This window comes from Pseudoalteromonas sp. SCSIO 43201, assembly GCF_023716725.1.
Lineage (GTDB): Bacteria > Pseudomonadota > Gammaproteobacteria > Enterobacterales > Alteromonadaceae > Pseudoalteromonas > Pseudoalteromonas peptidolytica.
On the sequence record NZ_CP072684.1, the window covers coordinates 643,456 to 657,317 of the forward strand.

Below are 13,862 nucleotides of genomic sequence, written 5' to 3' on the forward strand. Positions count from 1 at the left end.
AAACACAATTATTTTTTAAAAAATTAAATCTTGCTGAGCATTTGCTACCTCTAGGCTCAAGCCAAAATCTTGACTGTAAAATGCTTCACTTAAATAAAACACAGCTTCGTCTTGCGCGATTGGGTATACAGCCTGTTGTTCATTGAGCTTTTGCCATACGTTAGGAAAAATGTTCACACTGTACTTTTGCGCGGCTTTTAATAAATTGTGAAAGGTCACAGCATCAAAAGCCTTATTGATAGCACATAGCTGTGTGATGATGGATTGCGCTTCATCATTAAATGGCACGATCACTGAGTGGATCGGCGCATCTATCGCTTTGAATTGTTTGGCGGCAGTCATAAATGACTGCTTTAAAGTAAACTGTGTTGGGTTGATATTATTTAGATTGCTACTTAACAAATTCAGTAAGCTTTGGCCGCCCTTGAGTGGATATGTCATCTCCTTAAGACGCTCGAAAAAGTAGTATTGGAAGTACCGCTCCATCGCCTCTGGTTTTAGTAAATCAGCTTCATCAAACTCCGTAAATATGCGGTTTGTGGCTGCAATTCCAGTCCTAATATCGTGTAACATGCCAATATTCTCGTCATTTGGATTAAGCACAAACACGTTACCTTTTTGCTGCTTACCATTACGGTTACAACGCCCCGCCGCCTGAGCAATAGAATCAAGGCCAGCCACAAAGCGGATCACACAGCCAAAATCGACATCAACACCCGCTTCAATAAGTTGTGTACTGATACAAAGTGTCATCACCCCCTCTGATAACCGCATTCTGATCTCATCTAAAATCGCTTTACGATGCGCTGGGCACATTCCCGTACTTAGATGGAATATTGCCATTTCATCACTAACTTGGTGTTGCAACGCTTGAAATAGAGTTTTAGCCCACGCTTTGGTGTTCACAATCACCAAACAGCTTTGCTCTGCCGCTAGCTGTTTTTGAATAAGTTCGGTGATTTCAGCTGCATTCCACCCTGTTTTTTTAGTGATGTCTTGTATACTTACTCTCTCCAATTGCTGATAAAGCTCGGCAATATTTGGAGTTAATTCATTTTCTCGTGGTAATTGCAGCTCACCTAAATGCTTTATCTGTTGTGGTAATTGATTAAGTAAAGGTTGAGTTGCTGTACACATCAGTGCTGTGGTGCGGCAAAAACGCGTCAAATAATTAAGGGTATTATTGAATAAGTGCACACAACGAATGGGAAGTGTCTGAATTTCATCAAACACCAGCACCGCATTACTAAGCTGGTGTAATCGCCTTGAGCCACGTGTACCACTTGCAAATACTGTTTCAAGAAATTGCACCATGGTGGTCAGTATGATGGGCTTATCCCAATTTTCACAGGCCAGTTTTGAGCGCCACGTTTGTTGCTCTGGTTCCAAATTACAATGGTGCTCTAACACCCAATCGTCTGTATTTAGCCCCTTGAGTACATTACGAATAGCCGCGGCGTTTTGCTCAATAATTGAAGTAAATGGAATAATATAGATGATCCGATCAAGGTTATGCCTATTGGCATGGTGCAGTGCGAATCTCAGGCTCGCATAAGTTTTTCCTCCACCAGTAGGTACCGTTAAGCTATAAATACCAATCTCTTCTTGGGCGCGATTAACGCAGTTTTCTGATATTTCTGAGCGAATGTGGTCTATCGGGTTAACTGGTACATACTTAGCAATGAAACTTTCTATTTTATCGCATGCCAGCCCCCAATCAGCTGGCTTAAAGCGTTCAGCTCGATTATCTGGTTGCTCAAAGTCCGCACTGTCGATCCGATCGGCATCAATTAAGCAGCTAAATAGCAATTTGGTAAACATGCCAAAATAATAATCCTGCTCAATTACAGAAAGCTCGTACTTTTGAAACATACTTTTAAGATTTTGACTGCACTTAAAAAGACCGTTATAGCTGGCAAGAGATTGTGCTTGCGTAAGTACTTCAGGATCAGCTTTTTCTACGCATTCACTCAGGTGCGTTAAGTCGTCGTGTTTTTTGATCCGATTAGCAAACACATGCTCATTTTTTGACAAGCAATCAATTAATCCACTGTGGTGAGATGCGATACAGATACTTAACGCTTGTACAATCGCAAGACCGAAAGGCACTAGCGTTTGGTCTTGTTGCTGTAACTTGTCCAAATGCGCCAGTAATGCCTGATAGACCCACTGCGCCCCCGCACTGGAGTGGTCAATTTTACCTTTTAGACTTTTACTCGCGGAACTTTCAGTACTTCCTTCATCATTATCTGGGTTATAGCCTGCTTGCTCTTGAATAATAAGGCGCATGTAATGCTGGAATGCGCTGCTGTATTTACCAAAATCATGCAGTAAACCGATTAACTGTCCTTGCTCAGTAAAGCCTATTTTAGTTGCTAGCACCGCGCTAATCTGGCTTACACCCTGCAAGTGCGCAAATACACTTTGATGATTACCATGCTGAATATCTGGATGCGCAATATGCGCTAATGACTTTGCCTGCTGAAAGTTACTCATTACCATCCCTGTCTTTTCATACCATCCATTAACATAATAAACATATCTATTTACTTTCCTGGAAACAAGTAAATTCATCCTAAGCAAGAAAACGAGTGGCGAAAAATTGCGCTTTACAAAAAAGTACAAGTGTACTATTTTAAAAAAGTACAAGTGTTCTTTTTTGGAGATAAGGATGAAATTCAGCTACTTTAACGATAAAGATGGGTCTGTATTAACTCGTGCAAGCAGAGGGATAACAGGATTGATGTGTACGCTTGCGCCACCAGTAACGGCAAGGCTTGGGCAAGTACTATTAATGAGTCCACATGGTAAGCGTGACTACCGGTTTAAAAATAAGAAGCCTAATGGCGAGATGAATATTTTGACTTCTCTTGGCCGTGTGCATGTGAACATCTTTGGACTTGGTTCAAAAACGGTTATTCTCAGCCATGGTTGGGCCGATAATAGTAGTTGTTTCGATACCTTAATACCTGAGCTAGTCGCAGCAGGCTATTGCGTGGTTGCCATAGATCATGCAGGTCATGGTCAATCTTGTGGTAAACGTGCACATTTGCTGGCGTTTATTGAAGCCCTTGACACCTTGATAGAGCAGCTTGAAGCACAACGCCATGAAATTGTAGCATTAGTTGGGCACTCCATGGGCGCGGTAGCATTAATGAACTTACCCGATTACCATTTACATAATCGTGTTATCATCAATATTGCAACACCTGTACAGTTTTTTGAGTTAATGTTCGAGCGTGTAACCCGTGCGGGAATTTCTGAAAAAATGCTAGCCCAAGTGTTAGACGCTATTACGGCTAAATATGGTACTCACTGGCACCGTATCCGAGATAAGTTTCATGATAGTGTGGCTCAGTTTCAACCTACTTTTATTCACGATACTCAGGATAAATTTGCGCCATTTGAGCATGTGCATGCGCTCATAGCGACAGCACCAGAGCGTTTAATTCAAACTTCAGGCCTTGGACATCGCCGCATTTTAGGCGATACTGGCGTTATCAAAAGTATTACTCAAAGAATAACCGCATAACTGATGAATAAAGGCGAGAAAACACGGCTAAGCATATTAGAACAAGGGATGCGCTTTAGTAGCCAATATGGCTTGATTGAAGTAACTATCGGCGCTATGGCAAAACTTTGTGGCTTATCTCGCAGTGGACTTATCTCTCACTTTGACAGTAAAGAAGATATGCAGCTGGCGATTTTAGATTACTGCGAATCGCAGTTTATGCTTCACGTTGTAGCGCCAGCAAGAGATGACGATCCACTGACTCAGTTAACAAAACTGTTCTCTATTTGGGCTGATTGGACACGTGAGTTATTTAACGAGCCACATTTAACCTGTCCTTTTATAAAAGCCTTGGTTGAGTTTAACTGCCATACCAATAGCCCAATTCACAAAAAAGTTACCGAGCAGCATAATCGGCTTTTTGGTTACATAAAACACAAAGTAGAGCTCGGTATTCGTGCTGGTATTTTTAACCCTCAGTTGGATCCTCAGTGTGCAGCTTACGAGTTGTACAACTTGTATTTAGGACATGCCATCGCAAAAAACACTGTATTAACCGAACACGCAAGTGAGCTATTTAAACGCAATATTGAGCACTTACTCACCAGCTATACTAACAAAACTTAAAACAGGAGCCATTAGGGCATGATAGAACGTGTTTCTACACCAACCGATGAGATAGTTGAACAACTGACAGAGTTGTACATTGCAACCTTTTCAGCCCCTCCTCGTAATGAGGAAATTGATAGTGCTGAGATCCGTTTACTGATGATAAAAGAAATCACAGAAGGCGATGTACATGTGATTTTTGATACCTCAACACAAAAATTGATCGGTAGTTTGTCTATTGTACCAATAGCACACTTTAAAGATAGAGCACGTTTCAAATTACAAACTGGCTTATATATTTCTAATTTTATGGTAGACACCGAAACTCGTGGTAAAGGCATTGGTAAGCAGCTATTACACGCTGCATTAAGTGAAGCTCAGCAAGAGATCCATACACGCTGTCGCGTGGACGCATTAGCTGTAAATCATCTGTTTAGCACCCACGGTTTTGAATTGGTCGCAAATTACACCACAACAATGAATGGCTCTGTCGCTGAACGCAACATCTATACTTATAACGCAAAGCGCTAATATGTATTGTTATTAGGGCTTGGTACTCTAGCAAGCGCCAGTAGTTCAGCTTGCGCCAGGTTTACTCCTTCAAATTAGCAAGTGTTAACTAGGCACATTATTACCGAATTCATCCTCTATTCTTTAACGCCAAAAAAATGCCACCTTAGCGTTACTAAGGTGGCAAAACCACTATCTACAGTGTGTTATATCAACCCACATACATGGGTTAATAGAACTCGTCGAGGGAGTTATTCGTGGTCGTGAGACGCTTCTTCAGCAATACCTAACCAAACAAGCTTTTCAGGTACATAGTCAAGCTCAATAGTGTCTTGCAATGTTGCTGATGCTAAGTCATATTTTTTAATTTGCTGAGCAATTGGGTCACTCACGTAGACCGCTTGCTCTGCTTGAGAAAATGTCATTTGAAATTTGTGGCCTGTCGGCATGGCGGTAAGATCAGCATCACTCACTTGAGTCACACCGCTTATTTCCCAGTGCTGTTCATTGTCATGCTCATGGGCTGTGAAAACGCTCAATTTACCCGCGGTGTCCATTGCTACCAAGTGCTCTCCACCAAAACTAAAGCCATAGCTAGCAATACGATATTGTTCACTCGCTTGCCACTCCAACTTCTCAATATGACCAGTTGCTGGCGCTAGCAGAACAAGATCATTACCGGCAGCAGCGATAAACTGGTTTACTTCATGATGCCCTTTTATGGCGAAGATCCGCTGCCCCTGTGCAAAAAAGTCGGGGTTTGTTACTTTAGTAGCGTTAAAGCTTGAGCCTTGCTGACTGATAAGTGCAACACCGTCAGCACACGCAAACGCAACAACATCTTCGTTTTGTGCACTGCCATGTAAAGCAGGGCAGTTCAAGTCAAATACTTGCGCTTGATGGAAGTGGTCGCCATGGGCATGATACAAACCGATTTGCGAAGGCAGTGACGTTTCACTCTCTGGTGCTCTTATAGTGCTGACCAAATACTCGCCTCTAGCTTGCGCAGCGCCGTGCATATAGGTGTTATATTGCAGTGTTGCGGCCTCACTTTGCTCGCCACTAATGTGATGCTCACTAAACATAGTAACGCCTGCATTTTGCGCCGTTTCTTCGTCACCATCGGAGAATACCGCAATACCTGACTCGCCAACGGTTACATGAGTAGGCTTTACCGAACTTAACTGAAAATCAACCAAAGCAGGCACATGTTGATAGGCATGATAATGATCACCGTGTGCTTCTCGATATAAGCCACCATCAACAAATTCAACTCTACCCTCATCGCGCTGTACTAAAATTGCAAAGCGATGATTTTCTGACGGGTAAATATACTGTGGGTAGCTAGTCGCACCGATTGCATCAATTAATGACTTATCTGCTGCTGAATACAAATTGACAACGTTACTCTCAGCGCTAGTAACTAGGATACGACCCAGTGTATCTGTATTACTAGTGTGGTGATCGGCATCGTGATCATCATTGTGGCTGCTATCATCATGAGTTGATGACTCAGCTTTTACAATTGTGTGTTCAGTACCGCCGCAAGCAGAAAGAACAAGTGCAGAAATGGCAACAGCCAAAAGTTTACCTTTTAGTACCATGAAAGAGTCCTACTCATACATATGTGATGTTATAACTTTAATAAATGCTACATTATAACAAAATAAAAAACAACTCGAGGTTTAATTTGCTTTCTACTGCGTTGTGATATAAAAAAGTAAAGTGACAAGTATTAAGGAAAGAAACTTGGATTATCTGATTGCAGTCACCTTATTTGCTATTGCTTCTTCAGTAACCCCCGGACCCAACAACATCATGGTGATGTCGTCAGGCATGAACTTTGGGTTCAAAAACAGTATCCCATTACTTAGTGGTATATGTGCAGGCTTTGCCATCATGCTACTGCTAGTCGGTCTTGGGTTTGCAACACTGTTTGCCCGCTATCCCATACTGCATTATTTACTCAAGTGTATAGGCGTTGTTTATCTGCTTTTCCTCGCATATCAAATTGCCAAGTCATCAAGTATCAAACTCGCCGAAACCCACACAATGCCATTTTCATTTCTAAAAGGTGCATTATTTCAGTGGGTGAACGCTAAAGCGTGGATAGTTGCAGTTGGGGCGGTTTCAACTTATACAACGACGGGTACAGAGTTTACATATCAGCATGTCATGATTAGTGTCGTCTTTCTTTTGGTGTCGTTTCCCTGCGTGGGAGTTTGGCTGGTGTTCGGTTCAACACTCCAACATGTTTTAAAGAGTGCTAAAGCACGTCGGTGGTTTAATTTTATAATGGCAATGCTCTTGGTACTTTCAGTTGTCCCCATCATCATTGAGATCTTTGCAGGTTAAGCGGCAGACCTGCAAAGATGACCGTGACGCTTGTTACCTTCTAGCAATGACCCATACAGCATGCACAATCCCCGGAATGTATCCAAGTAACGTAAGCAGGATGTTCAACCAAAAAGCACCACCTAGGCCTACTTGTAAGAAAACCCCCAGAGGTGGCAGTAAAATTGCGATAATAACTCTCAATAAATCCATATTTTTCTCCTAGACGTGATGAATACGATGTAGCAGCAACAATGATGCCAGCAATAAACTTACTTCCTTATCTAGCCAGAGAGAACGGGGATAACACCAGCGCTAATCAGGCGTTCGCATCTAATCGGTTGTCTCGTAATATTATGCGTTGCTGGACTAACAACTAGCTCTGGCCATAGTTAGTTAGAGAATTATTTACAGTATAGAAGATAAAAAATACAGAGGGATGTAAATTATACCCAACAATTATAAGTGAGTTGACCATGTAGAAGTAATTGACATGTACATTCAAAAATCGTTAAACCAAAATAGGAGAAGTGTAAATATTAGGTTGAACTGCCTCTCTTTTTATTAACAACTTGTTTTGCCGATGAGCGCTCCAATTGTAGCTTCTCACCAAAGAAGTGATCGTATGCTAAAAGCGCAATAAAATAGAAAAAACCGAACACACTAATATCTATTAGCAACTTACCAACATCCAAGGGTTCACCTATCATGAGATAATCGAAATCCCATACATAAAAGACCACTTTGGTTAAGATCAGTGCTGGAAATAGTGAAATAATAAATTTCAAATTAATGTCCTTTTAATTTGTCCGTTAAGCAACTTATTGGCAGTGTACCTCCTTTTTATAGCGATTGCACGCAATATACAAACAACACAAAAAAAGATACAAAATAAAAACCAAAAATTAACATGACCAGATAATGGCAATACTTATACCAATTAGACTTTATGCTTGCTCAATTTGAAGGCGTAAATCTGACGCTAATAGCGTTAAAAATTTCTTATTTAGAACAACTAAATAGCAAAATTTTTACCTTGCCTACATCGATGTAGGTACCTTAGCGGTAGCTAGGTGCCTCCCAAAGTAAGCAAAGCGAATTTATGCGAAAAACGTGAAAACTAGCCATAAGAAAGACATAATATGACTTTGTTAGTGCGCATACCGATTAGCGCTATTTAAGGAAGGCTGTCGATTAGCCAGTCTATAAATACTTGAATACGTTTGCGTTTAGGTGAATGAGGGTCATAAAGTACATAACGCTGCCAAACTACAGGGTGCGGAATATCAAAAAGCTGTACAATAAGCCCTGCTTGTTGAAAGTCTAAAAATAATTCCTTAGAAACCAATGCAACGCCTTGCCCTTTTAATGCTGCACTCAGCGCTAAATCATTGGATGAAACACGTGTATGCGGCCCTTTTGCACAAGCACTCGTGGCACATAAACCTTGCGCCTCAAACCACTCCTTCCAGCTCACTTTATTGTCATCGTGATGGATTAAATCGCATCTTGCTAAATCCGCGGGCGTTTTAAGATCGAGTTTTGCTTTATAATTTGCTGAGCAAACTGGGTAACTTTTATCTCCCCCCAAGTAAATCTGTTCAAGTCCTATAGGGCAAGCTAAATCGGCCTTAGTTGAGAACCGGATCGCTACATCAATATGATTAAGCCTGATGTCTTCTAAGCGGTTAGAGCCAAGTACACGAATTTGAATATCATCATAAGCGTCATAGAAAGAGCATAAATTGGGCATTAACCATAATGAACAAAATGACTGTGTTGAAGTAATAGTTAAACTCCCTGCCATTTCTTGCATTTGGATCTGATTTAAGCCATCAATTAGACGGTTAAATGCACCTTGAGTTGACGTCAACAGTACCTCAGCGGCTTCAGTTAGGTGCATGTTACGACCTTTTCTAACAAATAATTTAACTTCCAGGGCTGTTTCTAGTTGGCGCATTTGTTGGCTCACCGCAGCTTGTGTAATATTCAATTCTGATGCGGCTTGTGTATAACTTTGCAACCTAGCTGCACTTTCAAAGCAACGTAACGCATTTAGGTATCTGAGCCTCTTATCCATAAGTTCAACTTATATTAATTGTAATTAAACATCGTTGGTATCCTGCCATATTTTGAACCAATATACAGTTATTGATTTCGTAAAATTAGTAAAGGAAAGACGATGCACTACAGCAAACCCAAGCCTAAATGGACGCTCGTGAACTGGTTAAATTTCATTGGCTCATACTTAAAACTTGAACACGTGATAAAGCATAAATAGCCAAGCGCTCGATAATTATTACTTTTCGAGCCACCTACATTTTGTACGTAAATTTGCTTATTTAGCCGTGGTATACCTTGAGCACATTAGATACTAAAACGCGCAATACATTTGTATTTTTGCTATTTAAACTGCCCAGTAGTTAACTTTCAAGGTGAAACACAAAAGCTGTTGAAGAACACTTTTTGTTACATAAAATCTAACGATAAATTGCCTACCTATAGACAGAGAAATTGTTATGGTAAAGGGGACGCAGGTAACCCCTGCTCACCGCGATTGTTTGGTATCGATAAGCCATTCAACGTGCTGAAAAATTGGGCTCTGTTTATCTTTCAAGTTTGTTTTTGCAGCAGTTTGGGTTCACTTGAGTGCACTTAGTTCATTGTTGCTCAACAGTTGCCTAGATCACTAAACGGCAAACCAAGCGCTGCGACTAAAACTCACTCAGGAGAAAAAAGTAAAACGGTAAAGATCAACAAGCCCTTATAATAATAATATTTTTTGCTCAATTTAACCTGAGGTTTGGATAAGGAGTGGGCTAACTCATTGTTTTCAAAACCACATTAAATTATCCCTTCTCTAGTTATACAGTTTTGGGGGAAACACCGCTACCGCGTCTTGCTCTCGCTAAGGTAACTACATCCTGTAGGCAAGGCGAACTTACGTACCAATAGCTGACTATTGGAGGTGAATTTAACGCAGTTAGCGCTAAAACTGGCTGCTAGGAAGGCATTAATTATCCGAAGCTCAGGTTAATTTAACTTATCGCCATGATGTAAGAAAGCCATGCTGACACAGAAGCAGCATTGCGACTCACCTGTTTTATTTAGGGGTTTTCTGGTCAAATTGATAATTAACCAAGCAAAAATAACACTATCACAATAGGCAAGGAATTTTATGCTAAATACACATCATTCAGTCGGTGCTGTCTTGTTAATGATAAGTACCGTATCTCTCGCACAGGATAACGCAGCACTCCATCGCTTGGCACCAGTAGCAAAGCCACTATCGCAAACTGTGGCTTTTAATTTAGATCCCAAAAAAGATGTATTTTCGGGCAGTACAGTCATTACACTTGAGGTTTTAAACGAGACGTCATTCATTGAAGTTAACGGCCTTGATTACAACATTGAAACCGCAAAATTAAACGGAAAACAATTTTGCAATCTTGAAAGTCAAATGCTTAAAACTGGTAAAGTTAAGCTCAGCTGTGAGCATAGCTTCCCCAAAGGTCGTTACACCCTGACGATGGATTATACTGCACCTTATAATCGGAAAAGTGTTGGTTTATATAAAACGATTGATAATGGAGTTCCCTATCTATTCAGCCAATTTCAAATGAGCGACGCACGCCGTGCATTTCCTGTATTTGATGAACCTGAATATAAGATCCCCTTTAAAATAACCATCACAGCGCCTGAAGATCAAAAAGTCTTTACCAATACACCATTGCTAAAAACAACAAAATCAAAAGGGCTGGTTACTCATTACTTTGATAAAACACTTCCACTACCATCTTATTCACTAGCGATCGCGGTTGGACCATTTGAAGTGCTAAAAGTACCGGGAATGTCTGTTCCTGGAAACCTAATTACACCGCAAAACAAGTCAAGTCTTGCCGCATATAGCATTGAAAATACGCCAAAAATATTAACAGCACTGGAAAAGTATTTTGACATTCCCTATGTCTATAAAAAATTGGATCAAGTCGCCGTACCTGAGTTTCCTTTTGGAGCAATGGAAAACGCAGGCCTAGTAACATACCGAGAAGATATTTTACTTATCGACCCAGCTCGTTCAACTCAACGTGTTCGTATTGATCACCTCAATATTATTACTCACGAGTTAGCACATCAATGGTATGGAAATTTAGTAACAATGAAGTGGTGGAACGATTTATGGCTCAACGAAGCATTTGCGACATGGATTGCATCCAAAATCACCCACCAGCTCCATCCTGAACTGGAATCTAACTTGGCATTGCTGCAACACTACGCGATGGACTTTGATGCTCAAGCCACGACCTCTCCTATTCAAAAGCCAATCAATACCGAAGCAGACATTATGGATGGCTTGTGGCTAGCTTACAGTAAAGGCAGTGCCATTTTGTATATGGTCGAACAATGGTTAGGAGAGGACGTTTTTAAGCAAGGCATGCGAAACTATGTCCGTCAGTATGCACATAAAAATGCCGAGGCAAAAGATCTCTGGAGCGCATTGAGTAAAGTCTCGAATAAAGAGGTTGCCGCTGTGTTAAACTCTTTTGTTTCTCAAGCTTCTTTTCCACTTCTAACCGTGGAACAAAAGGGCGCAACACTGACAATATCACAACAACGTTTTGCGATTCACGGGCAAACAGTACCATCTCAAACTTGGCACATTCCAATCATTCTACGTTATGGGAAAGGGGAACAATCGGCCACCACATCGCTGCTACTCGACGCACAATCTAAGCAAGTCACGCTGGCATTTGAACCTGAGTGGATATTACCTAATGCCAATGTCACAGGTTACTACCGCTGGCAGCTTTCATCAGAAAACCTCATTGGCTTAACGCAGCACGCCACCAGCAAGCTCAATACACGTGAAAAACTGGATGTGCTTGATAATGTCGAGGCGCTATTAGATGCCGGAAAGATTGATACTGCCACCCTCATGACAACATTAGGCCACTATACTAATGATGACCACCCTGAGGTCGCTAAAACCGCATTGACGAGTTTACTCAGTCAATATCATTTGTATAAAGAGAATATTGACCAAAAGCGCTGGGCGGCATTTTTTGCCACCTATATTGAGCCTGCATTTAAGCATTATGGGCTAACAGCGACTAAAGAGGAGCAACCAGCTAGCTCTGAGATCCGCGCTCAGCTAATAGAAATACTGGCTTTTGAGACTAAGCATAGTGAGATTATTACCCACGCCAAAAAGCAAGCGCTACTTTATCTCAGCAACGCAGATAAGGTTGACCCATACCTAGTAGAAAGCTTTTTAAAAATAGCAGCTTATTATGGCAGTGCTGAGCTATTAAAGGCATATCAGCAGCAGTTTGAGTCAACGACTAATCCAAGCAAACGTACGCACTTGCTGTCAGCAATGGGTTATTTTGGTGAGCCAGCTTTGCAACAAGAAATGCTTAAGTATGCGCTCACTAAGCAGGTCACGGCCTCTGATTTAGGGTATATCTTAGCGGGTAACAAACAAGGTAAAGCGCGAAAAGCGCGTTATCAAAAATGGTTTTATAACAACTTTACAAGCCTTAAAACAAAACTCCCGCCATTTGCGGTTCCAAGGTTACCTTTCTATTTATTTTCGCGTTGTGATACATCACACCTCAATCAAGCTAAGCAGTTTTTCGAACCGATGCGTTCCGATATTGATGGGCTAGAAAAGAGTTTGCAACAGCTTGAGTTAGCTACAAAAACATGCGTCAATAAAAAGCAAAGAGAATTAAGTTCAATAACGGCATTTTTAAACCAATTAAGTTGAGCTTGTGGTAGTTATACCCAACAGTGTTGACACAAAGTCGATTTAAAACTTCGACAAAGGATAATAGCTAAGGGCAACCAATAATTATCCTAAAACAAAATTATATTTATACCAATTATCTTAATTAAGTGGTCTATTTTGAGGCGAGAAAATCTTGTCGGTAACACCGCTTCCGCGTCCTGCTCACGCCAAGGTATCTATATCCTGTAGGCAAGGCAAAAATTTCGCTATTTAGTTGTTCTAAATAAGAAATTTTTAACGCGGTTAGCGTCAGGTTTACTCTTTCAAATTGAGCAAGTATTAAGTCTAATTGATATTAATCACCAACCAAAGGCGGCGTAGCAATTAGACGCCGCCATTTTTAGGACTGCATACATGTTCAGAGCGTTAGTAATTTACTTATTTTTTCTACCTTTTTGTTCACTTGCACAAACAGTAACAGATCCCTCTCGTGATAGAGAGATCCCCATTGAAACCTACTTTCCTGATAACGCGGTTAACTGCTCACCCACTGCTCGCTGCGCCGTTGCAATGTTAAGTGCAGGGTATGGAGTGTCGCATAAAGACTACCAATTTTTGACGAAAACGCTCAATCGAGCCGGTTATTTAGTCGTCGCGGTTGGACACGAATTACCAAGCGATCCACCGCTGTCTGTAGAAGGTAACTTATACGAAACACGTGCTGAAAATTGGCAAAGAGGTGCAGACACCTTATCTTTTATTCGCGCCCATTTTAAAACTCAGCTACCAGCGTATAACTTCGATAAAGTATTGCTTATTGGACATTCCAATGGTGGAGATATATCCGCATGGCTTATCAATCATGGTGCTACATTTGCTGATCATATTATTACATTGGATCACCGCCGCGTACCGCTACCAAGGGATCCAAAAATCAAGGTGCTTTCCATCCGAGCAAGTGATTTCCCAGCAGATCCGGGCGTATTGCCAAATAACGAAGAACTTAAAAAGTATCATAGCTGCGTAGTGACCATAGCAAAAGCAAAGCATAACGATATGTCAGATGAAGGACCTCATTGGTTGAAGCACAGTGTTGCGCAAATGGTGACCGCCCACCTTAACGGGTCACCCTGCCAGAATTAAACAGTGCTTATAGTAAAGACTTTA

At 41.1% G+C, this 13,862-nt stretch carries 11 protein-coding genes; 6 read left to right on the plus strand and 5 right to left on the minus strand.

The genetic code is table 11. The features are described from left to right. Positions 1-15: 15 nt before the first annotated feature. Complete coding sequence (cas3, locus tag J8Z24_RS19430; protein ID WP_252095677.1) at positions 16-2,496, minus strand: CRISPR-associated helicase Cas3'; 2,481 nt, start codon at positions 2,494-2,496, stop codon at positions 16-18. Positions 2,497-2,671: 175 nt separating this feature from the next. Here cas3 and J8Z24_RS19435 point away from each other — a divergent pair, with 175 nt between their 5' ends. Genes J8Z24_RS19435 through J8Z24_RS19445 form a run of 3 tightly spaced genes read left to right on the plus strand, consistent with a single transcriptional unit; the run spans position 2,672 to position 4,651 of the window. Continuing rightward, a complete protein-coding gene (locus J8Z24_RS19435; RefSeq protein ID WP_252095678.1) occupies positions 2,672-3,532 on the plus strand; it encodes an alpha/beta hydrolase in 861 nt (286 codons plus the stop codon). Positions 3,533-3,535: 3 nt separating this feature from the next. Continuing rightward, positions 3,536-4,138 (plus strand): TetR/AcrR family transcriptional regulator, encoded by a 603-nt coding sequence (locus J8Z24_RS19440; RefSeq protein ID WP_147390918.1) that lies wholly within the window; start codon positions 3,536-3,538, stop codon positions 4,136-4,138. Between the two features lie 18 nt (positions 4,139-4,156). Further along, a complete protein-coding gene (locus J8Z24_RS19445; RefSeq protein ID WP_147390917.1) occupies positions 4,157-4,651 on the plus strand; it encodes a GNAT family N-acetyltransferase in 495 nt (164 codons plus the stop codon). 230 nt (positions 4,652-4,881) lie between these two features. Here J8Z24_RS19445 and J8Z24_RS19450 read toward each other — a convergent pair whose 3' ends face one another. Next, complete coding sequence (locus J8Z24_RS19450; RefSeq protein WP_176032811.1) at positions 4,882-6,234, minus strand: hypothetical protein; 1,353 nt, start codon at positions 6,232-6,234, stop codon at positions 4,882-4,884. 145 nt (positions 6,235-6,379) lie between these two features. Here J8Z24_RS19450 and J8Z24_RS19455 point away from each other — a divergent pair, with 145 nt between their 5' ends. After that, on the plus strand, positions 6,380-6,985 hold the full coding sequence (locus tag J8Z24_RS19455) for a LysE family translocator (protein ID WP_128731971.1): 606 nt from the start codon (positions 6,380-6,382) through the stop codon (positions 6,983-6,985). Between the two features lie 33 nt (positions 6,986-7,018). Here the strand turns inward: J8Z24_RS19455 and J8Z24_RS19460 are convergent, their stop codons facing one another. The 3 genes from J8Z24_RS19460 to J8Z24_RS19470 form a co-directional block, all read right to left on the minus strand. Then, positions 7,019-7,177, minus strand: a complete 159-nt coding sequence (locus tag J8Z24_RS19460; RefSeq protein ID WP_176032810.1) for a YqaE/Pmp3 family membrane protein — start codon at positions 7,175-7,177, stop codon at positions 7,019-7,021. A 326-nt stretch (positions 7,178-7,503) separates the two neighbouring features. Further along, complete coding sequence (locus tag J8Z24_RS19465; protein ID WP_125251814.1) at positions 7,504-7,752, minus strand: hypothetical protein; 249 nt, start codon at positions 7,750-7,752, stop codon at positions 7,504-7,506. Positions 7,753-8,141: 389 nt separating this feature from the next. Beyond that, positions 8,142-9,044 (minus strand): LysR substrate-binding domain-containing protein, encoded by a 903-nt coding sequence (locus tag J8Z24_RS19470; protein ID WP_176032809.1) that lies wholly within the window; start codon positions 9,042-9,044, stop codon positions 8,142-8,144. Positions 9,045-10,142: 1,098 nt separating this feature from the next. On the opposite strand from J8Z24_RS19470, the gene J8Z24_RS19475 reads away from it, so the two are divergent. Both J8Z24_RS19475 and J8Z24_RS19480 read left to right on the plus strand, forming a co-directional pair. Then, complete coding sequence (locus tag J8Z24_RS19475; RefSeq protein ID WP_252095679.1) at positions 10,143-12,734, plus strand: M1 family metallopeptidase; 2,592 nt, start codon at positions 10,143-10,145, stop codon at positions 12,732-12,734. Between the two features lie 375 nt (positions 12,735-13,109). Further along, on the plus strand, positions 13,110-13,838 hold the full coding sequence (locus J8Z24_RS19480) for an alpha/beta hydrolase (protein ID WP_147391054.1): 729 nt from the start codon (positions 13,110-13,112) through the stop codon (positions 13,836-13,838). The last annotated feature ends 24 nt before the right edge of the window (positions 13,839-13,862 follow it).